This is a genomic window from Citrobacter sp. R-1.5.2, from assembly GCF_035064245.1.
Classification (GTDB): Bacteria; Pseudomonadota; Gammaproteobacteria; order Enterobacterales; family Enterobacteriaceae; genus Citrobacter.
Map to the genome: position 1 here is coordinate 114,794 of NZ_JASEYC010000007.1, position 18,963 is coordinate 133,756.

An 18,963-nucleotide genomic window follows, 5' to 3' on the forward strand; every position below is an offset into this window, starting at 1 on the left:
GCTTCGTCTGACCCGGCCTACGATGTGGATATGTACTTGATGTAGGCCCGGTAAGCGCAAGCGCCACCGGGCAACAAGACTCAGCTCAACAGCTGGAAAGCAATCATACCGACAATCGCGCCGACCGTACCGAGGATGGTTTCCATCATCGTCCAGGTCTTCAGCGTTTGTGCTTCCGTTGCACCGGTAAATTTACCGAACAGCCAGAAACCGGCATCGTTCACGTGGCTGACCACGATAGAGCCGCCCGCGATACAGATAGACAGTGCCGCCATCTGCGCACCGGAAAAATTCAGTTGCTCAATCACTGGCATCACCAGACCCACAGCCGTTAAGCAGGCTACGGTCGCGGAACCCTGAATAATACGTACCGCCGCCGCCAGCACAAAGCAGGTAATGGCAATCGGTAAGCCCATACCAGTTAACGCTTCCCCCAGAGCAGGACCGACACCGGAATCCACCAGCACCTGTTTGAACACGCCACCGGCACCAATCACCAGCAGAATAATCCCCGCGGGCTGCAGCGCGTGTCCGCAGATCTCCATCACCCGGTCTTTCGCCATACCCTGACGAATGGCCAGACCATAAATAGCAACCAGACAGGCGACCAGAATCGCAGTGAACGGATGACCAATAAATTCGAACCATTCATACGCAGTAGAACCGACCGGGACAAAACGTGCGGCGATAGTTTTCAAACCAACCAGCACCAGTGGCAGCAGGATCAGCGACAGGCTGAAGCCAAAGGATGGCATCTTGCCTTCGCCCAGATGCGGCTCGGTAATGTCTTCCGGTACATGCAGTTCAACGTAACGGCTGATAAAGTTGCCCCACAGCGGCCCGGCGATAATCATGCCCGGAATCGCCGCACACAGGCCAATCAGGATCATCCAGCCAAAGTCAGCGTGCATTTGCGAAGCCAGCAGCATTGGCGCCGGCCCTGGCAGCAGGAACGCGGCAGCAGCAGCCACACCCGCAAACAGTGGAATAACCAGCTTCACCAGGTTAGTTCCCGTATGGCGCGCCATCGAGAATGCGACACTTATCAGCAGCACAATCGCCACTTCAAAGAACAGCGGTAGCGCGCAAATCAGACCGGCCAGACCGATCGCATAATGCGCACGGCTGTGACCGAAGGATTTCAGCATTTTAACGGCAATCTGATCGACCGCGCCCGTCTCATGCAAAATCTTGCCGAACATCGCCCCCAGCGCCACCACAATCGCCAGAAAGCCGAGCGTGCCTCCCATCCCTTTTTCCATCGTTGCCGCGATTTTATCGAGCGGCATACCGGAAAAGAGACCTGCACCAATGGATACCACCATCAAAGCAACGAAGGCGTGCATACGCGCCTTCATTACTAAAAACAGCAGTAATAAAACGGACCCTACTGCTGTTAAAACAAGCGTTAATGTAGTCACTACTTACTGCCCTGGTTAATAACCTCAATGGTGCTAGCTACCACACCGTCCAGCGGCTGATCGATATCCACCACCAGAACATCGTTTTCATTTGCACCCGGTTCTTCCAGCGCTTCAAACTGAGTTACCAGCATCTGCGTTTTGAAGAAGTGACCTTTACGCGCCTTCAGACGACTTTCGATAACGTCAAAATCCCCTTTCAGGTAGATGAAAGAGAGATTCGGGTTACCGTCACGCAACTGGTCACGATAGTCTTTTTTCAAGGCAGAGCAGACGATCAGCGAAACCTTGTTGGTGCGCTGCATCGCGAAGGCGGCGTCATTCAGCGCCTGTAACCACGGTTTACGGTCGTCATCGTTTAATGGCTCACCGGAAGCCATTTTCATGATGTTGCTGCGCGGATGGAGAAAATCGCCATCAAGAAACGCGGCCTGCAGTTGATGCGCCACTTCGCTGGCGACAGCAGATTTACCGCTGCCCGATACGCCCATCAGAACGTAAACGTGGTGATCATGATTAGTCGTGCTCAAAGCGTTGCCCCCACTGGTACAAGAATCAGGAAATTGTTACGGGTAACTGTTATCGGTAACATTGTCCAGCCGGATAAATAGAGAAGCAATATCCATTCGTGCTCGAAGTGTATAAGTGTGAGCTACTTCAAACTTGTTGGGTTAAATAGATCCGCCCGGTGACAAGGTGAAACCTAAATCTAACATTTTAGGTGTGACTACCTCACCACGGATGCGCGCCAGCAGACGTTCTGCGCCAATACTGCCCATTCTTTCACGCGGCGTCAGTACGCTCGCCAGGCGCGGTTCCATCACCTGGCCGATATCGTGACCGTGAAAACCGGCAATCGCCATATCATCGGGTATTCTTAGTCCCAAACGCTGACATTCAAATGCTGCGCCTACCGCTAAGTCATCGTTGGTACAAAAAACACCGTCCAGCTGTGGATATTCACGCCGCGCCTGACGAATAAGCTCGATACCGGAAGAGTAGGAAGAAGACTGTTCCACCATCACGCTATAGGGCACCAGATTGGCGTCGCGCATGGCCTGTTCGTAGCCCCGCTGTTTGATGATAGTACGTTCATCAAGACGCGCACCCAGATAGGCAATATGGCGATGGCCACGCGCGATAATGGCGGCCGTCATCTGACGTGCGGCTTCAAAGTTGTCGAACCCCACGGCGATATCAAGGCACGGTGACTGGCTGTCCATTAATTCAACGACCGGGATCCCCGCCACTTCGATCATTTTCAACGTCCGGGGTGTATGGCTACGTTCTGTGAGAATCAGACCATCGATATTCCACGACAGCATTGATTCCAGGCGCTCTTGTTCCATCTCCGGTTTATAGCCGTAGTGCGCCAGCATGGTCTGATAACCGTGGCGGTCAGTCACGGCCTCAATGCCGCGTAGCACTTCAGCAAAAACCTGGTTAGTAAGAGACGGTAACAGCACGCCGATAGCGCGGCTGGTGGCGTTAGAAAGGATATCAGGAGCGCGATTGGGAATATAACCCAGCTCATCAAGTGCAGCGGCAATTTTGCCCCGCAGCGCCACGGAGACCTGCTCCGGGTTACGCAAAAAGCGACTGACCGTCATTTTGGTCACGCCTACGCGGTCGGCTACATCCTGAAGTACGGGTCTTTTCTTTTTCATCGTCCTGAAGCGTTAAAGAGGGATAGATATCCCCAGTTTACCACGGACGTGCGGAATAAATGACAAAGGATGAAGAGCCGGATGGCGACGCTTTCGCGTCTTATCCGGCCTACATCAGTACGTAGGCCCGATAAGCTACGCGCCATCGGGCAAGATTACGCAGATTTATACTGGCGGCAGGTCAAACAGTAACACTTCGCTGTCGCTGTCGGCATGAATCGAAATTGCCTGTTCATCCCAGATTGCCAGACCGTCGCTGGTGGTCGCTTTGGTCCCGTTAATGGTGACGTTACCTTTTACCACCTGGATCCAGACGCGGCGTTCAGCGGCGATTTGATGCACCGACTGTTCATCTTTAAGCAGCGCCCAACGGTACAGCTCCATATCCTGGTAAACTTTCAGCGAACCCTCTCGTGCATCCGGTGACAGCACCAACTGTTTGCCCTGAACAGCATCGAAACGACGTTGCTCATAACGCGGTGTAATGCCATTTTCCTGCGGAATGATCCAGATCTGATACAGATGCAGCTTCTCGGTATCGCTTGGGTTGTACTCCGAGTGACGGATCCCCGTCCCGGCGCTCATAATCTGGAATTCACCTGCCGGAACCTGCTCCTTATTGCCCATGCTGTCCTGATGTTCGACTGCGCCTTCCAGCACGTAGGTCAGAATTTCCATGTCTTTATGGGGATGAGTACCAAAGCCCTGACCTGCGTCGATCACGTCATCGTTGATCACGCGCAGTGCCGAGAATCCCATAAAATTCGGGTCATAATAGTTGGCAAAAGAGAAAGTATGCCAGGAATCGAGCCAACCATGATTAGCATGACCACGGTCGTTAGCTTTGCGTAAATAGATCATTGTCTTCACCCCCAGATGTTTTCGATGGAGTAAGTGTGGACTCAATCCGGTTGGGATCATAGAGGGTGAAAATTGACTCCTCTGTTCAAAAAATATGAACAATCACAGAGGAGTCCATCAACGCTATTTAGCGAGGGTTATCGTGGCAGGCGTTGCCTGTTCAAAGGCGCGTTCGAGGATTTCCAGGTTGGTGAGAACTTCAGATTCCTTGACGTAATTAGGCGTACCCACTGTCAGCGTCTGATACAGCGCGTCATAGACGCGGCCATAGTCGCCGACTTCCGGTTTCACCTCTTCTTTCACTGAGACGCCTTCATCATTGATGTACTCCAGCAGCCCAATGGAATCGTCAGCGGCAAAACCGGGTTCTCCCGGCATGATATTCGCCTTCAGGCTGGTTTCCTGCTGATCGATGCCGTACTTCACAAACGAGCCTTTTGTGCCATGGACGATAAACTTCGGATAGTCGATTTTCACCAGATGACTGGTTTTAACAATGGCTTTCAGGTCGCCGTAAAACAGCTGCGCTTCAAAGGTATCGTCCGGGTTCGCTTTGTTGCGCAGGCTGCGGATGTCGTAGGCCACATGATCGGGGCGTCCGAACAGGGAGATAATTTGATCCATGGTGTGTACGCCCAGACCATAAAATGCGCCGTCCTGAGGCAGACCTGGTTTGGTTTCAGCGACCGGGCGGTAATAGTCAAAATGGCTTTCAACTTCAACAATCTCGCCCAACTTGCCGCTCTCAATCGCCTTTTTCGCGGTGAGGAAACAGGAGTCAAAACGACGATTCTGATATGGCGTAACGGTCAATCCCTTGCTTTGCGCTAGCTCAAACAGCGCTTTGGCTTGCGCAAGCGTCGGGGTGAAAGGTTTCTCAACCAGCACGCTTTTCCCGGCTTCCAGCGCACGTTTGGCGTATTCGAAATGGCTGTCAGCATGTGTACAGACGATCACCAGTTTCACCTGTGGATCATTTAAGATCTCGTCGAGGTCGCTGGTAAAGTGGATATGTGAATACTGCGGCGCCTGCTCTTCCGGTTTCGCGTTGCGGCGAAAAATATGTGCGACATGCCAGCTGTCTTTGCGGTTCAGGACATAAGGTAAATGGTAGCGAGTGGTACTTTTGCCAAAACCAATAAATGCGCAATGTAAGGCCATGAGACAATCCTTCTGAAGGTGAATGTCTACACCATAGCGCAAAGCGGCTGGAGACTGAATCCATCCTGTCATCGTGCCGGATGCGGCGTTGCCTTATCCGGCCTACAAAACTGAATCCATCCTGTCATCATGCCGGATGCGGCGTTGCCTTATCCGGCCTACCGCATTATACAGCCAAAAGATCGGGCGTAAGTGGCGTAGTCAGATTATTCACGGCCTGCGCGCAGCAACCGGAGCGTACACAGAGTACGTGAGGGTTGCGAGCACAGCCCGGGATTAAGCTGGCAAGCAAACTAGCCCGAAACCCAGCCCAAAAAAAAAGCCAGCAAAAGCTGGCTAAAGTAATACTGGAAGCAATGTGAGCAATGTCGTGCTTTCAGGTTCTCCGTAGGGGTTCCCCTGAACGCAGAGCAATAATAATCATTCTCATTCGCACTTGTCTACTTATTTTTGCAAAAAAATGCGGTTGACGGAATTTTCTTTCTCAGCGAGTGTAAATACACAATTACCCCTGCAGGAGATAAGGAATGAGTGAGATAGTGATACGCCACGCTGAACCAAAAGATTACGACGCTATTCGTCAGATCCATGCGCAGCCGGAGGTGTACCACAACACGCTACAGGTTCCTCATCCTTCCATGGAGATGTGGCAAGTGCGACTCGCCGAGCAGCCCGGCGTCAAACAACTGGTTGCCTGCATTGATGATATCGTCGTGGGACATCTTTCCATTGCCGTCGCCCAACGCCCGCGCCGCAGCCACGTCGCTGATTTTGGTATTTGTGTTGATGCTCGTTGGCAGAACCGCGGCGTTGCCAGCACCCTGATTCGCACAATGATCGACATGTGCGACAACTGGCTGCGCGTCGATCGTATTGAGCTAACGGTGTTTGTTGATAATGAGCCTGCGGTCGCAGTCTATAAGAAGTACGGCTTTGAAATCGAAGGCACCGGAAAGAAATATGGCCTGCGCAACGGTGAGTACGTTGATGCTTACTTTATGGCGCGCGTGAAATAACGGGTAAGAAACCACCAGGAAGCACTCGCCGGGCCTGCATCAACGGCAGACCCGGCAATACCATCAATATCCCGCCGTTAAATCATCCACGGAACGCGGGTCGGACGCGCCATACAGTGCGCCATCCGGTCCAACCATAATACTCTGCGTGCTGCCCATCGCCTCTTTCAACGCTACTTTCTGTCCTTTCTGCTCCAGCAGCTTGATGGTATCCGGGCTGAAGCCCTTCTCGATGCGCAGTTCATCCGGTAACCACTGATGATGGAAACGCGGCGCGTTGGTCGCTTCGGCGACGTTCATCCCGAAATCAATGCTGTTAACCACCATTTGCAGCACGGTAGTGATAATTCGGCTTCCGCCTGGGCTGCCGGTAACCAACCAGGTTTTCCCGTCTTTAACCACAATTGTCGGCGACATCGACGACAACGGACGTTTCTTCGGTCCGACGGCGTTGGCATCGCCGCCCACCAGTCCGTAAACGTTCGGCACACCCGGTTTAGCAGAGAAATCATCCATCTCATTATTGAGCAGAATACCGGTGTTACCCGCCACAATACCGGTTCCGAAGGTGGTATTCAGGGTATAGGTCACCGCCACGGCATTACCGTCTTTATCCACCACCGAGAAGTGAGTGGTCTGGTTACTTTCATAGGGAGCAAGTTTGCCAGGCTTGATTTGGCTGGAAGGCTTCGCTTTGTTGATATCAATCTGATCGGCAAGCGTTTTAGCATAGGCTTTGTTGGTCAGCGCCTGCCACGGCACTTTCACAAAATCCGGGTCGCCCAGATATTCGGAACGGTCGGCATAGGCATATTTTTCCGCTTCAGCCATGACCTGCATGGCATCGGCGCTGCCAAACCCGTACTTTTTCATATCGAAGTTTTCGAGAATGTTGAGGATCTGCACGATATGAATCCCCCCAGAAGATGGCGGCGGCATCGAGAAGACCTGATAACCACGGTAGTCACCGCTGATTGGCGCACGCTCTACGGCTTTGTAGTCAGCTAAGTCCGCTTTGGTGATAAGCCCACCGTTCTTCTTCATCTCCTCGGCTATCTGATCGGCAATAGCCCCTTTATAAAACGCATCAGGGCCATTCTCGGCAATCATCTCCAGGCTTTTTGCCAGGTTCTTCTGTACCAGCTTATCGCCCTTTTTCAGCGGCTCGCCATCTTTCCAGAAAATGGCTTTGCTATTTTCGTGGTTGGGGATGACTTCGCTGCCGTAGGTTTTCAAGTCGTCGGCCAGTGCGTCGTTAACCACAAATCCCTCTTCCGCCAGCTTCATTGCCGGACGTACCACTTTATTCAACGGCAGCGTACCGTACTTCTCCAGGGCCAGCGAAAAACCCGCCACAGTGCCTGGCGTACCGGAAGCCAGATGCGACGTCAGCGACTTTTTCGCATCGGCGTTACCCTGTTCATCAAGGAACATATCGCGAGTCGCGCCAGCTGGCGCCATTTCACGGAAATCAATTGCTGTCGTCTTCCCGTCTTTGGTGCGCAGCATCATAAAGCCGCCACCACCCAGGTTACCCGCCTGTGGATGCGTCACCGCCAGCGCATAACCAACGGCGACGGCAGCATCGACGGCATTACCGCCCTGTCTGAGAATATCAACCCCAACCTGCGTGGCCAGCGCATCCACGGACGCCACCATCCCCTGCTGCGCACGCACAGGATGGAACACATCTTCTTCAACACCGTAGGATACCGGTGGCGGCGCAGCCGGTGCTGCCGCAACGCTAAAACAACTTCCTGAGAGCAGAGCAGCAATGGCTACCCGGCGTAAAAACGTCGGTTTTATCATCGTTATTCTCCAGATTTATGGGGTCGGCCCCCACTAAGCCTGGTGCATAACTCTGAAATAATCATCGTAACGGCGAGAAAGGAGTAAACTTAAGAGATCCCCGAGAGGAGAAAAGCGATGAAACGACTCTTACTTTTAGCCATGCTATTGCCGTTTGCAGGCTTTGCACAGCCAATCAACACCATGAATAACCCGAATCAACCCGGTTATCAGATCCCGAGTCAACAGCGTATGCAAACACAAATGCAAACGCAGCAAATTCAGCAGAAAGGGATGCTCAACCAGCAGTTGCAAACGCAGACACGCATGCAGCAACAGCATATGGAAAACCAAATCAACACCAACTCCCAGCGAGTACGTCAGTCTCAGCCTGGCGAGTTGAATTCCGGCCAGCAGCAAATGCTGCCCAACAGCAATGGCGGGATGTTAAGCGGAACGCATAACCCGGACAACTCGCTGAATAAACAGCAACAGATGCTGCCGGAAAAAAAGAATGGCGACATGCTAAAACCGTCCAGCACGCCGCAACCTAACGTTCCGTTAAAAACGCTTGGACCTTAACAGGGCTGGAAATCCGGCCCGATGACATCAATCGCATCGGTACAGATGCAGTCTACTCCCCAGCGTAGCAGTTCTGCCGCGCGCTGGGGCCGGTTGACGGTATACACCAGAATCCGCAGCCCCGCATCGCGCAACGCATCCACACGCGCCTCATCCAGCAGCTTATGATTAAGATGAATAGAGACACAGCCCAACCGGGTGGTGAGCTCTCGCCAGTCATCACGCCACTCATCAAGCAGCAAACCACGCGGTAGCTCAGGCACCGCCAGTTGCGCCGCTTCAAGTGCATCAATTTCAAACGATGACAGCAGCGGCGGCGTCATTCCCGCCCACAGTTCACGCGCGGCCAGTGCCACGGCTTTCCCGGTCAGCGTCCCGGTTCCGGTGGTCGGTTTGATTTCAATATTCGCCATCATGCCATGCTGGCGGCAGCGCTCCGCCACCTGGGAGAGCAGCGGCAATGGCTCGCCTTTAAACTCACCGCTAAACCAGCCGCCGGCATCAACACGCAGAAGATCCTGCCAGTTCAGTTCACCCGCAACGCCCCAGCCGTTGCTGGTACGTTCCAGATTGTCGTCATGCAGCAGAAAGATCTCACCGTCTTTCGACAATTTGGCATCGAATTCAATCATGGTGTGACCGTATCGCGCCCCCACGTCAATCGCCGCCAGGGTATTTTCCGGTGCCAACTTACCGCCACCACGATGGGCGACAATATGGGGATAAGGCCAGTTACTCATACGCGTTGTCCTGTTTCGCCATCAAAGAGATGCAAATGATTGTCTGGCAGATGCAGCCATAGCGTGCTGCCTGCCGTCGGGCGATGCTGATGCGCCAGTCGCACCACCAGCTTTTGCTCACCCCAGCGTCCGTGTGCCAGGTTATCTGCGCCCAGCATTTCCAGCGTATCTAACACCAGCGGCACGCCGCCTTCGGCCTGCGAGCTTAGCGCAATATGCTCCGGGCGGATACCCAGCGTCATATTACGCCCACCAGACTCCCTGGCGCTTCTACCAAGCGGTAACGTCATACCGCCTTCCAGTTCAAAATGCGTGCCAGACGCGCTTACGTACCCATCCAGCAGGTTCATGGCCGGGCTGCCGATAAAGCTCGCCACAAAACGACTGGCGGGTTTTTCGTAGACTTCCACTGGCGTGCCAATCTGTTCAGCAATGCCCTTGTTCATCACCAGCACACGCTGGGCCAGCGTCATTGCCTCAACCTGATCGTGTGTGACGTACAACGAGGTGGTTTTCAGTCGGCGATGCAGATGTTGTAACTCAAGACGCATCTGCACACGCAGCTTTGCATCAAGGTTTGAAAGCGGTTCATCGAACAGGAAAACCGCCGGATCACGGACAATCGCCCGCCCCATCGCCACACGCTGACGTTGGCCGCCAGAAAGTTCACGCGGACGGCGTTTGAGCAGTTCACCCAGCTCAAGAATACGCGCCGCCTCTTTCACCCGCTCGGCAATATGCTCCTTGCCCATTCCCCGAATCTTCAATCCCCAGGCCATGTTTTCTTCCACGCTCATATGCGGGTAGAGTGCATAGTTCTGGAACACCATCGCAATGCCACGATCTTTCGGTTCCATTTCGGTGACGCGCTTATTATCAATCCAGATGTCGCCGCCGCTCACCCGCTCCAGCCCAGCTACCATCCGCAGCAGCGTAGACTTTCCGCAGCCGGATGGGCCTACCATCACAATGAATTCCCCGTCCGCGACGTCCAGCGTCAGCGGTTTAATCACCTGGGTTTTGCCGTCCCAACTTTTGGTTACTGCCTGTAGTTTTAAACCAGCCATTTTTATTTCTCACTATCGACCAGGCCACGTACGAAGGCACGCTGCATGGCTAACACGATGATTACCGGAGGGATGAGCGTCAGCAGCATGGCTGCCATCACCTGGTTCCACTGTGTGGTGCCTTCACCGGTGGCAATCATGCCTTTGATGCCTGCTACGGCGGTGCCCAGGTTAACGTCGGTAATAATTAACAACGGCCACAGATACTGGTTCCAGCCGTAGATGAAGGTGATGACGAACAGCGCCGCCAGATTGGTTTTCGACAGCGGCAGCACGATATCGCGGAAAAAACGCATCGGCGACGCACCATCAATACGCGCCGCTTCAACCAGCTCATCTGGTAGCGTCATAAAGAACTGACGGAACAGGAATGTCGCGGTAGCCGATGCCATGAGCGGCAACGTCAGACCCGCATAACTGTCGAGCATCTTCAGGTTGGCGATAACCTCCACCGTCGGGAAGATACGCACCTCCACCGGCAGCATCAGGGTGATAAAAATCATCCAGAAGAACAGGTTACGCAGAGGAAAGCGAAACCAGACAATGGCGAACGCGGACAGCATAGAGACGGTGATTTTTCCCACCGTAATACTGAATGCCATGATGAAACTGTTGAGCATCATCAGCCAGAACGGTGCGCTATTTACCCCCACACCATTGACCCAAATGTATTTCATGTTTTCCAGCAGTTGTGTGCCGGGCACCAGCGTCATCGGCGTTTCAAACACCGCTTTGTTATCCAGCGTCGCCGCAACAAACGCGACGTACAGTGGAAACAAGATCACCATGATCCCCAGAATCAACATGGTATGGCTGAATATTGTCAGCCCGCGACGATTCTCAATCATTGGTAACGCACCTTACTTTCCACATAGCGGAACTGCACCACCGTCAAAATAATGACGAGGAACATCAGCACGACCGACTGCGCGGCTGATGCGGAGAGATCCAGTCCGACAAAACCTTCACGATAGATTTTATAAATTAGCGTGGTGGTAGCCTGCACCGGCCCGCCTGCTGTCGCAGCATCGATCACCGGGAAGGTGTCAAAGAAGGCGTAAACCAGGTTCACCACCAGCAGAAAAAAGCTAACCGGCGCAATCAGCGGTAGCGCCAGCTTAAAGAAGCGGCGAATCGGCCCTGCACCATCAATTGCAGCCGCTTCGATCAGTGAACGCGGGATCGACTGCAGTGCGGCAAAGAAGAACAGGAAGTTGTAACTAATCTGCTTCCAGACTGATGCAAACACCACCAGAAACATCGCCTGACCGCTGTTTTGCGCATGGTTCCAGTCATAGCCAAATTCACCGAGAAAATGGGTAATCAGCCCACGTCCTGGGTTGAACAGAAAGATCCACAGCACGGCGGCAACCGCAGGCGCAACGGCGTAAGGCAACAGCATCAGCGTTTGATAAAAACGGCTTCCGCGTACCACATAATTCACCAACGCGGCAAAAAATAACGACACCAACAGGCCGCTTACCGTAACCAACGAGCTGAACTTGATAGTGGTCCAGAACGAATCAAGGTAGTACGGGTCATGGAACAGTGCGACAAAGTTTTCCAGCCCGACGAACTGACTGGAAAGACCAAAGGGATCAACGCGTTGCAGTGAGTACCACAGCGCTTCACCGGCAGGCCAGATAAAGAAAATAACGGTGATAACCAACTGCGGGGCAACCAGTAGATAGGGAAGCCAACGCGAGCGGAACACCGGACGGGATGAGGACATGAAGTTTTTATTCCTGAGCAGTGCCGGATGGCGCTGCGCTTATCCGGCCTACGGGTATGAGTAGGCCGGGTAAGGCGTAGTCGCCACCCGGCATTTCACGATTAAGACTTGGTCGATTGCTCAAAGCGGCGCAGTAACTGGTTGCCACGTTCAACGGCAGCATCCAGCGCCTGTTGCGGGGTTTTCTTCCCGGTCCATACACTTTCCAGCTCTTCATCCACGATGGTACGGATCTGCGGCATATTGCCCAGGCGCAGCCCTTTAGTGAACGGCAACGGCGGCTTGTTCAGCATCTGACGAGTTGCGATATCCGCGCCTGGGTTCTTATCATAGAAACCCTGCTCGCGGGTCAGATCGTAGGCGGCGGTGGTGATGGGCAGATAACCTGTTTTCTGATGCCATTCAGCAGCAATTTCAGGTTTTGCCAGGAAGTTGAGGAACTCCGCGACGCCCTGGTAGGTTGCTTTGTCTTTACCCTGCATCACCCACAGACTGGCGCCACCAATAATGGCGTTCTGCGGTGCACCTTTCACATCAGCATCGTATGGCATCATACCAACGCCATAGTTGAATTTAGCGTAGTGGCGGATATCCGCCAGAGAGCCGGACGACGCGGTGGTAATCGCACAATCACCGTTGTAGAACTTCTCGGTGGATTCATCTTTACGCCCGAAATAGCTGAAATCGCCCTTTTTATTCAGCTCTTCCAGCAGCGCGATATGTTTCACCTGCTCCGGCTTGTTGAACTCCAGTACTGCATCTGTACCGTCAAAACCGTTATTTTTAGTCGCAACCGGTAATCCGTTCCAGGCGCTGAAGTTTTCAATCTGGATCCAGCCCTGCCAGCCGCTGGCATACCCGCACTTCATACCTGCGGCTTTCAGCTTCGCGGTGTACTCCGCCAGATCCTGCCAGGTTTTCGGCGGTTGTTCAGGATCTAAACCGGCTTTTTTGAAGGCGTCTTTGTTGTAGTACAGCACCGGAGTGGAACTGTTAAACGGCTGAGAGAGCAAGTGTCCGGTTTTAGAGTCGGTGTAATAACCTGAAACCGTCGGCACAAACTGAGATTCATCGAAGTTAATCCCGGCCTCTTTAAACACTTCATAGACCGGTTTAATGGCTTTGGAGGCCATCATAGTGGCGGTACCGACTTCATAAACCTGCAGCAGCGCAGGTGCGTTTCCGGTACGGAAGGCGGCAATACCCGCGCTCAGACTCTGCTCATAGTTGCCTTTGTACTGCGGAACAATTTTGTAGTCAGGATGAGCCTCATTAAAACGTTGCGCCAGTGAATCAACTTCTTTACCCAGTTCACCTTCCATTGAATGCCAGAACGGGATGGTGGTAACTGCCAGTGCCTGACCTGCAAACGCCAGGCTAAGTGCCAGTCCTAAAGCTGTATGTCGTAACGATATCATCGGTTATCTCTCTTGTTGTGCCGTATGCGCGATATCACGCGTTTTATGCTCGCGGGGGTAACATGACATGCTCGAATGACAGAAAAATAACTTTTTTATTACAAAAAAAAGATAGTAAGGCGACAAACAGATGGCAAGGCGGTGACTGTGCTAAGGAAGGAAAGTGGGAGCTGTGACACGTACAGCGAAAGTGCCTACGAACCGCCGGATGGCGATGCTAACGCATCTTATCCGGCCTACAATGGCTTCCGCCGGGGTTATCCTCGCAGGCGGGAGGCTATTTGTTCCAGCGTCAGCTGGCCCGCAGCCGCTTCAACCGTCATGGCGACAAAATCCGGGTTTGCAGGCAAAGCTATCCCGTTACGCTTTAAAAACAGCAACGTAATAAACAAAGCGGTACGTTTGTTACCGTCATTAAAAATATGTCCGCGAGAGATAGCCAGCAAATGCATTGCGGCCAGCAACCACACGTCGGTCACACCTTCATATTCAATTTGATTTAACACCCGATACATCAGCGCTTCAGCACGACCAGGATCGGGCATGCCCGTGACGCCAGGGGTTACACGTAGCAGCCTGTCGTGAAACAGTATTATCTCTTCCGCTGAGATAATTTGTAGGGTCATTTATCCGCCAGCTCCCTGATTTCATTACCATGTACCATCATGATATCGGCAAATTCATCATCAAGCCTTGCGGCCTGATAGCGTTCGAACTCTTCCGCGCTGATGATGACCGCAGGCTTATGACCACGGCGTGTAATGGTGACAGGAACGCCGGTGGCAGCGCTCTCCAGCACTTCCGCCAGATTCTGTCGGGCTTCGCTATAGTTCATGGTACGCATCAAAACCTCCTCACATGTACAACTGAATTGTACAACTACTGTGTACAAAAAAGAAGCATCACTCAGGTTGTGCGAACGTAAACTCCAGCGCCAGGCCCAGGATCTGCATACCATGAATGTTATCTTCCGGAGAAATCGCCACCAGGCTTTCCAGAAACTTGAGTCGCCGTGACTGGGCGTTGATGATGAGTTTTCCCCGTAATGCAGGAAGCTTCAGCGAAGTGATGGGATAAACCACGCGCCCACAGACTTCCACTGGCAGCCTGCGCAAATCGACTTGCTGAAGTACGCCCACAGAGGAATACAGCAGCGCTACAGGCGTTACGGCGAGCAACGGTGAGAGACTAATACTGACAAAATCCAGCAAGAGTTCTGGACGCAGATAGTTCAGCCCATTAAACGAAACCGTGACGCCATCAATTGCGGGCATGGGCTGCACATTAGTTTGACGCTGCGAATCATTCATGCAATTACCATTGATATAAAATATAAATCAAGCTATTGATTATGCAGAATATAGCGTACAAATGCTGGGACAGAACTCGCAATCCCTGAAGGTATGAATGATTGCGTTTCCAGTCTTACTCTCTTCGCCAGCGGCGTTCATATTCGTTCTGTAAACGCTGCTGCTCCCGCCGCTCACGGTCACGCTGGATATCCGATTTTTCATCTTCCCAACCCGGACACACTGAACTGCTGAATACCTCGCAGGGTGAGTTGGATTGTGCTAGCGGGTTGACCGGCTTTTCTTGCCAGATTGCAGGATCGCGCGGATCGAAAGTTTGCTCTTTCACTGCCTGCGCACTGAATGAGCAGGCCACTAGCAGACTTCCAATAGCCATACAGGCACCTGAACGTGTCATCCTTTCTCCATGTTCATTTTTATTATTGATAATCATTATCAATAATAACATAGCGCAATAAAAAAGGGGCCTGATGAGCCCCTTGTCTACTTAGATAACTGTTATCCGCCCAAATAAGCGCTACGCACCGCTTCGTTCGCCAGCAATGCATCACCGGTATCTTCCAGCACCACGTGACCGTTTTCCAGCACGTAACCACGGTCAGCGAGTTTCAGTGCCTGGTTGGCGTTTTGTTCGACGAGGAAAATCGTCATCCCCTGCTCGCGCAATTGCTCAATGGTGTTAAAGATCTGCTGGATGATGATCGGTGCCAGCCCCAGAGACGGCTCATCGAGCAGCAACAAACGCGGCTGACTCATCAAAGCCCGACCAATCGCCAGCATCTGCTGCTCACCACCAGACATGGTTCCCGCACGCTGGATACGACGTTCATGCAGACGTGGAAACAGGTCGTACACCCACTTGATACGCTCCTGAAACTGGTCGCGCTCGGCAAAAAAGCCGCCCATCGCCAGATTCTCTTCTACCGTCATACGGGAAAACACGCGACGCCCTTCCGGGACAATCGCCACCGCTTCACGCATGATTTTTGCCGTCTGCCAGTCGGTAATATCTTTACCATCAAAGACAATACGCCCACTTGTTGCCCGAGGATCGCCGCACAGCGTCCCGAGCAGCGTGGTTTTCCCCGCGCCGTTGGCACCGATAAGCGTCACGATTTCACCCTGATTGATGTACAGGCTGACATCGTGCAATGCCTGGATCTTGCCGTAGTGGGCGTTGACGTTGTCAAAAGACAACATGACTTTTTCCATCTTATGCCTCACCACCATTATGCTTCACCTAAATAGGCGCGGATCACGTCCGGGTTGTTACGAATCTGCTCCGGTGTCCCGTTCGCCAGCGGCGTCCCCTGGTTCACCACGTAAATACGGTCTGAAATGCCCATCACCAGCTTCATATCGTGCTCAATGAGCAGAATGGTGGTGTCGTGATGATCGCGCAGCTCGGCAATCAGCTCGTCCAGCTCTTTGGTTTCTTTCGGGTTAAGGCCCGCAGCAGGTTCATCGAGCATCAGAATTTCCGGCTGAGTAACCATGCAACGGATAATCTCAAGACGGCGCTGGTCGCCATAGGCCAGGTTGCTCGCCTGCCGGTTGGCATGCTGCAGCAGGCCGATACGATCAAGCCAGGTGGCGGCGCGGTCCAGCGCTTCATCCTGCGCGCGGCGAAAAGCCGGAGTTTTTAACAGCCCGGAGAAAACGCCAGCTTTCAGTTGCTGATGCTGCGCCACCAGCAGGTTTTCAATCACTGTCATTTCGCGAAACAGGCGCACATGCTGGAAGGTACGCACCACGCCCATACGCGCAATTTGCTGGCCCGGCAGCCCTTCAAGGTGCTGGTCGCGCAGCTTAATCGTCCCGCCGGTCGGCTTATAGAACCCGGTCAGGCAGTTGAAGACCGTGGTTTTCCCCGCACCGTTCGGGCCAATCAGAGAGACAATCTCTTTTTTATGCAAATCCAAAGACACATTGTTGACTGCCAGCAGGCCGCCAAAACGCATCATCAGGCCGCTAACCGATAATAATGGCTGACTCATGCCTGCTCTCCTTTTGCTTCCCCGTTTTTCAGTTTCAACTGTGGACGGGTCATCGGCAGCAAGCCCTGCGGACGCCAGATCATCATCAGTACCATCAAACCACCCAGCATTAACATGCTGTATTCATTGAAATCACGCATCAGCTCACGTGAGACCACCAGCAGGATAGCCGCCAGGATCACCGCAAACTGCGATCCCATCCCCCCCAGCACGACAATCGCCAGCACAAAGGCCGACTCAGCAAAGGTGAACGATTCCGGACTGACAAAACCCTGGCGCGCGGCAAACAGCGTTCCGGCAAAACCGGCAAACGCAGCGCTGATGGTAAAGGCGGTCAGCTTGATGCGTGTAGGGTTTAAGCCCAGTGAACGGCAGGCAATTTCATCTTCACGCAGCGCTTCCCATGCACGGCCCAACGGCATACGCAACAGGCGGTTGATGACAAACAGCGAGAAGACCACCAGCAGCAGCGCCACCAGGTAGAGGAAAATCACACGGTCAGAGGGATCGTATTTCACACCAAAGAAGTTGCTGAAGGTATCCCAGCCGCCTTCACGGGCGCTACGGCTGAATTCCAGACCGAAAAAGGTGGGTTTAGGGATCTGGCTGATACCATTCGGGCCACCGGTGACTTCAGTATTATTGAGCAACAGGATACGTACGATTTCGCCAAAGCCTAAGGTCACTATCGCCAGGTAGTCGCCGCGCAGACGCAGAACCGGGAAGCCAAGCAGAAAACCAGCCGCCGCCGATACCAGCCCAGCCAGCGGCAAACAGGTCCAGAAACCAAGACCGTAATAGTGGTTCAGCAACGCAAAGGTATACGCACCAATGGCATAGAAGCCGCCGTAGCCCAGCACCAGCAAGCCGGAAAGGCCGACCACCACGTTTAAGCCGAGGCCGAGAATGATATAAATCATCGTCAGCGTAGCGATATCCACCGTGCCGCGCGACACCATAAATGGCCATGCGACAGCAATAACCAGCAGCGCCACCAGGAACAGCTTCTGTTTAACGGTTGAGCCATCAATCGCCGGCAGAATGAACTTCGGTCCGGAGACGCTCTTCAGGCTCTTCTGGAAAACGGGACGCAGCAGTTGGAAAAGAAAGACCACGCCGGTACCGATAAACACCCACTGCCAGCGGATATCCGCAGCGGTATCCACCACCAGCTTCGTGCCATCCAGTTCCAGTTGAACGCCCATGAAGACGCCCGCCAGGATGAAAAACATGACCGCTGAAAGCAGCGCCATTGCAAAATGCATCGGTTTCATACTTTCTCTACCTCCGGGCGACCCAGAATACCGGTCGGCATTACCAGCAGCACCAGAATCAGCAGTGCGAATGACACCACATCTTTATATTCCGTACTCAGATAAGCAGAGGAGAGCGCTTCCGCCACGCCCAGAATCAGGCCGCCGATCATCGCCCCAGGAATGCTACCGATACCGCCAAGAACCGCCGCAGTAAAGGCTTTCATCCCGGCCATAAAGCCAATATAGGGGTTAATTACACCGTAGAACTGTCCAAGCAACACACCTGCTACCGCCGCCATTGCTGCACCAATCACAAAAGTCAGCGCGATCACGCGGTCAGTGTTAATGCCGAGCAGGCTAGCCATTTTCAGGTCTTCCGCACAGGCACGACAGGCGCGTCCCATACGCGAATAGCGGATAAACAGCGTCAGCGCCAGCATCGCAAGGAAGGTCACAATCCAGATAACCAGCTGCATGGTGGTAATGGATGCAGAGAAGTTTTCACTGCTGCCGACAGTCCACTGGCCGTTAAACAGGCTGGGCAGCGCCACATCGCGCGAACCTTCAGTCAGGCTGACGTAGTTTTGCAGGAAGATAGACATCCCGATAGCGGAAATCAGCGCGATCAGGCGCTTGGAGCTGCGCACGGGCCGATACGCCACGCGTTCAATGCTCCAGCCGTAGGCGCTGGCAATCACGATGGCACCGACGAATCCCGCGGCGACCAGCAGCCAGCTGGAATCAATGCCCATCATCATTAGCGCAGCGATGATCATAAAGGAGACATAACTGCCGATCATATACACCTCGCCGTGGGCGAAGTTGATCATGCCGATAATGCCGTACACCATCGTGTAGCCAATGGCGATCAGCGCGTAGGTGCTTCCCAGCGTGACGCCGTTAAACATCTGCTGTAAGAAATAGAGGAACTGCTCGGACATAAGGTA

21 protein-coding genes are annotated in these 18,963 nt (G+C 53.3%); 2 read left to right on the forward strand and 19 right to left on the reverse strand.

Annotated elements, in window-relative coordinates; translation table 11 throughout:
- Positions 1 to 80: 80 nt before the first annotated feature.
- From gntU to QMN38_RS14445, 5 genes are all read right to left on the reverse strand, one after another.
- Positions 81 to 1,421, reverse strand: coding sequence for a gluconate transporter (gene gntU, locus QMN38_RS14425; protein ID WP_137381956.1), 1,341 nt, complete (start codon positions 1,419 to 1,421; stop codon positions 81 to 83).
- Complete coding sequence (gntK, locus tag QMN38_RS14430) at positions 1,421 to 1,951, reverse strand: gluconokinase (RefSeq protein ID WP_032940611.1); 531 nt, start codon at positions 1,949 to 1,951, stop codon at positions 1,421 to 1,423. Before gntK ends, gntU begins: the two co-directional genes overlap by 1 nt.
- 141 nt (positions 1,952 to 2,092) lie before the next feature.
- Complete coding sequence (gntR, locus tag QMN38_RS14435) at positions 2,093 to 3,088, reverse strand: gluconate operon transcriptional repressor GntR (protein ID WP_323605254.1); 996 nt, start codon at positions 3,086 to 3,088, stop codon at positions 2,093 to 2,095.
- Positions 3,089 to 3,253: 165 nt separating this feature from the next.
- Positions 3,254 to 3,949 carry a quercetin 2,3-dioxygenase gene (gene yhhW / locus QMN38_RS14440; RefSeq protein WP_271441372.1) on the reverse strand — a complete coding sequence of 232 codons (696 nt, stop codon included), beginning with the start codon at positions 3,947 to 3,949 and terminating at the stop codon, positions 3,254 to 3,256.
- 123 nt (positions 3,950 to 4,072) lie between these two features.
- A complete protein-coding gene (locus tag QMN38_RS14445; protein WP_271456030.1) occupies positions 4,073 to 5,110 on the reverse strand; it encodes an oxidoreductase in 1,038 nt (345 codons plus the stop codon).
- A 527-nt stretch (positions 5,111 to 5,637) separates the two neighbouring features.
- Here QMN38_RS14445 and yhhY point away from each other — a divergent pair.
- The gene (yhhY, locus tag QMN38_RS14450; RefSeq protein WP_323605255.1) at positions 5,638 to 6,126 is read left to right on the forward strand and encodes an N-acetyltransferase; all 489 of its coding nucleotides are present in this window, start codon (positions 5,638 to 5,640) and stop codon (positions 6,124 to 6,126) included.
- A gap of 63 nt (positions 6,127 to 6,189) precedes the next feature.
- Here the strand turns inward: yhhY and ggt are convergent, their stop codons facing one another.
- A complete protein-coding gene (gene ggt, locus QMN38_RS14455; protein ID WP_323605256.1) occupies positions 6,190 to 7,935 on the reverse strand; it encodes a gamma-glutamyltransferase in 1,746 nt (581 codons plus the stop codon).
- A 117-nt stretch (positions 7,936 to 8,052) separates the two neighbouring features.
- Here ggt and QMN38_RS14460 point away from each other — a divergent pair, with 117 nt between their 5' ends.
- A complete protein-coding gene (locus QMN38_RS14460; protein WP_202037535.1) occupies positions 8,053 to 8,496 on the forward strand; it encodes a DUF2756 family protein in 444 nt (147 codons plus the stop codon).
- On the opposite strand, the gene ugpQ is transcribed toward QMN38_RS14460, so the two are convergent.
- The 13 genes from ugpQ to livH form a co-directional block, all read right to left on the reverse strand.
- Positions 8,493 to 9,236 carry a glycerophosphodiester phosphodiesterase gene (gene ugpQ / locus QMN38_RS14465; RefSeq protein ID WP_271448678.1) on the reverse strand — a complete coding sequence of 248 codons (744 nt, stop codon included), beginning with the start codon at positions 9,234 to 9,236 and terminating at the stop codon, positions 8,493 to 8,495. The two genes, QMN38_RS14460 and ugpQ, sit on opposite strands and share 4 nt — an antisense overlap.
- Positions 9,233 to 10,303, reverse strand: a complete 1,071-nt coding sequence (locus QMN38_RS14470; protein WP_271441368.1) for a sn-glycerol-3-phosphate import ATP-binding protein UgpC — start codon at positions 10,301 to 10,303, stop codon at positions 9,233 to 9,235. Before QMN38_RS14470 ends, ugpQ begins: the two co-directional genes overlap by 4 nt.
- A gap of 2 nt (positions 10,304 to 10,305) precedes the next feature.
- Positions 10,306 to 11,151, reverse strand: coding sequence for a sn-glycerol-3-phosphate ABC transporter permease UgpE (ugpE, locus tag QMN38_RS14475; RefSeq protein ID WP_137381964.1), 846 nt, complete (start codon positions 11,149 to 11,151; stop codon positions 10,306 to 10,308).
- Positions 11,148 to 12,035, reverse strand: coding sequence for a sn-glycerol-3-phosphate ABC transporter permease UgpA (gene ugpA, locus QMN38_RS14480; RefSeq protein WP_323605257.1), 888 nt, complete (start codon positions 12,033 to 12,035; stop codon positions 11,148 to 11,150). The genes ugpE and ugpA overlap by 4 nt, the downstream gene beginning before the upstream one ends.
- Before the next feature lie 101 nt (positions 12,036 to 12,136).
- Positions 12,137 to 13,453 carry a sn-glycerol-3-phosphate ABC transporter substrate-binding protein UgpB gene (ugpB, locus tag QMN38_RS14485; protein ID WP_202037531.1) on the reverse strand — a complete coding sequence of 439 codons (1,317 nt, stop codon included), beginning with the start codon at positions 13,451 to 13,453 and terminating at the stop codon, positions 12,137 to 12,139.
- Positions 13,454 to 13,710: 257 nt separating this feature from the next.
- On the reverse strand, positions 13,711 to 14,079 hold the full coding sequence (locus tag QMN38_RS14490) for a type II toxin-antitoxin system death-on-curing family toxin (RefSeq protein WP_271448680.1): 369 nt from the start codon (positions 14,077 to 14,079) through the stop codon (positions 13,711 to 13,713).
- A complete protein-coding gene (locus QMN38_RS14495) occupies positions 14,076 to 14,297 on the reverse strand; it encodes a type II toxin-antitoxin system Phd/YefM family antitoxin (protein ID WP_271448681.1) in 222 nt (73 codons plus the stop codon). The genes QMN38_RS14490 and QMN38_RS14495 overlap by 4 nt, the downstream gene beginning before the upstream one ends.
- Positions 14,298 to 14,355: 58 nt before the next feature.
- On the reverse strand, positions 14,356 to 14,763 hold the full coding sequence (locus QMN38_RS14500; RefSeq protein WP_323605258.1) for a dTDP-glucose pyrophosphorylase: 408 nt from the start codon (positions 14,761 to 14,763) through the stop codon (positions 14,356 to 14,358).
- Between the two features lie 115 nt (positions 14,764 to 14,878).
- A complete protein-coding gene (locus tag QMN38_RS14505) occupies positions 14,879 to 15,160 on the reverse strand; it encodes a hypothetical protein (RefSeq protein WP_271454349.1) in 282 nt (93 codons plus the stop codon).
- A 101-nt stretch (positions 15,161 to 15,261) separates the two neighbouring features.
- On the reverse strand, positions 15,262 to 15,975 hold the full coding sequence (livF, locus tag QMN38_RS14510; RefSeq protein WP_137381968.1) for a high-affinity branched-chain amino acid ABC transporter ATP-binding protein LivF: 714 nt from the start codon (positions 15,973 to 15,975) through the stop codon (positions 15,262 to 15,264).
- Positions 15,976 to 15,992: 17 nt separating this feature from the next.
- Positions 15,993 to 16,760 (reverse strand): high-affinity branched-chain amino acid ABC transporter ATP-binding protein LivG, encoded by a 768-nt coding sequence (gene livG / locus QMN38_RS14515; RefSeq protein WP_048213581.1) that lies wholly within the window; start codon positions 16,758 to 16,760, stop codon positions 15,993 to 15,995.
- Positions 16,757 to 18,034: a branched chain amino acid ABC transporter permease LivM gene (gene livM / locus QMN38_RS14520; RefSeq protein ID WP_137381969.1), complete on the reverse strand. Its 1,278-nt coding sequence runs from the start codon at positions 18,032 to 18,034 to the stop codon at positions 16,757 to 16,759. The genes livG and livM overlap by 4 nt, the downstream gene beginning before the upstream one ends.
- Positions 18,031 to 18,957, reverse strand: coding sequence for a high-affinity branched-chain amino acid ABC transporter permease LivH (gene livH, locus QMN38_RS14525; protein ID WP_003023435.1), 927 nt, complete (start codon positions 18,955 to 18,957; stop codon positions 18,031 to 18,033). Before livH ends, livM begins: the two co-directional genes overlap by 4 nt.
- Positions 18,958 to 18,963: the final 6 nt, after the last annotated feature.

Bases quoted from the DNA above. Each gene is read 5' to 3' on its own strand.
- gntR (WP_323605254.1), bottom strand. From the start codon at position 3,088: ATGAAAAAGAAAAGACCCGTACTTCAGGATGTAGCCGACCGCGTAGGC.
- yhhW (WP_271441372.1), bottom strand. From the start codon at position 3,949: ATGATCTATTTACGCAAAGCTAACGACCGTGGTCATGCTAATCATGGT.
- QMN38_RS14445 (WP_271456030.1), bottom strand. From the start codon at position 5,110: ATGGCCTTACATTGCGCATTTATTGGTTTTGGCAAAAGTACCACTCGC.
- yhhY (WP_323605255.1), top strand. From the start codon at position 5,638: ATGAGTGAGATAGTGATACGCCACGCTGAACCAAAAGATTACGACGCT.
- ggt (WP_323605256.1), bottom strand. From the start codon at position 7,935: ATGATAAAACCGACGTTTTTACGCCGGGTAGCCATTGCTGCTCTGCTC.
- QMN38_RS14460 (WP_202037535.1), top strand. From the start codon at position 8,053: ATGAAACGACTCTTACTTTTAGCCATGCTATTGCCGTTTGCAGGCTTT.
- ugpQ (WP_271448678.1), bottom strand. From the start codon at position 9,236: ATGAGTAACTGGCCTTATCCCCATATTGTCGCCCATCGTGGTGGCGGT.
- QMN38_RS14470 (WP_271441368.1), bottom strand. From the start codon at position 10,303: ATGGCTGGTTTAAAACTACAGGCAGTAACCAAAAGTTGGGACGGCAAA.
- ugpE (WP_137381964.1), bottom strand. From the start codon at position 11,151: ATGATTGAGAATCGTCGCGGGCTGACAATATTCAGCCATACCATGTTG.
- ugpA (WP_323605257.1), bottom strand. From the start codon at position 12,035: ATGTCCTCATCCCGTCCGGTGTTCCGCTCGCGTTGGCTTCCCTATCTA.
- ugpB (WP_202037531.1), bottom strand. From the start codon at position 13,453: ATGATATCGTTACGACATACAGCTTTAGGACTGGCACTTAGCCTGGCG.
- QMN38_RS14490 (WP_271448680.1), bottom strand. From the start codon at position 14,079: ATGACCCTACAAATTATCTCAGCGGAAGAGATAATACTGTTTCACGAC.
- QMN38_RS14495 (WP_271448681.1), bottom strand. From the start codon at position 14,297: ATGCGTACCATGAACTATAGCGAAGCCCGACAGAATCTGGCGGAAGTG.
- QMN38_RS14500 (WP_323605258.1), bottom strand. From the start codon at position 14,763: ATGAATGATTCGCAGCGTCAAACTAATGTGCAGCCCATGCCCGCAATT.
- QMN38_RS14505 (WP_271454349.1), bottom strand. From the start codon at position 15,160: ATGACACGTTCAGGTGCCTGTATGGCTATTGGAAGTCTGCTAGTGGCC.
- livF (WP_137381968.1), bottom strand. From the start codon at position 15,975: ATGGAAAAAGTCATGTTGTCTTTTGACAACGTCAACGCCCACTACGGC.
- livG (WP_048213581.1), bottom strand. From the start codon at position 16,760: ATGAGTCAGCCATTATTATCGGTTAGCGGCCTGATGATGCGTTTTGGC.
- livM (WP_137381969.1), bottom strand. From the start codon at position 18,034: ATGAAACCGATGCATTTTGCAATGGCGCTGCTTTCAGCGGTCATGTTT.
- livH (WP_003023435.1), bottom strand. From the start codon at position 18,957: ATGTCCGAGCAGTTCCTCTATTTCTTACAGCAGATGTTTAACGGCGTC.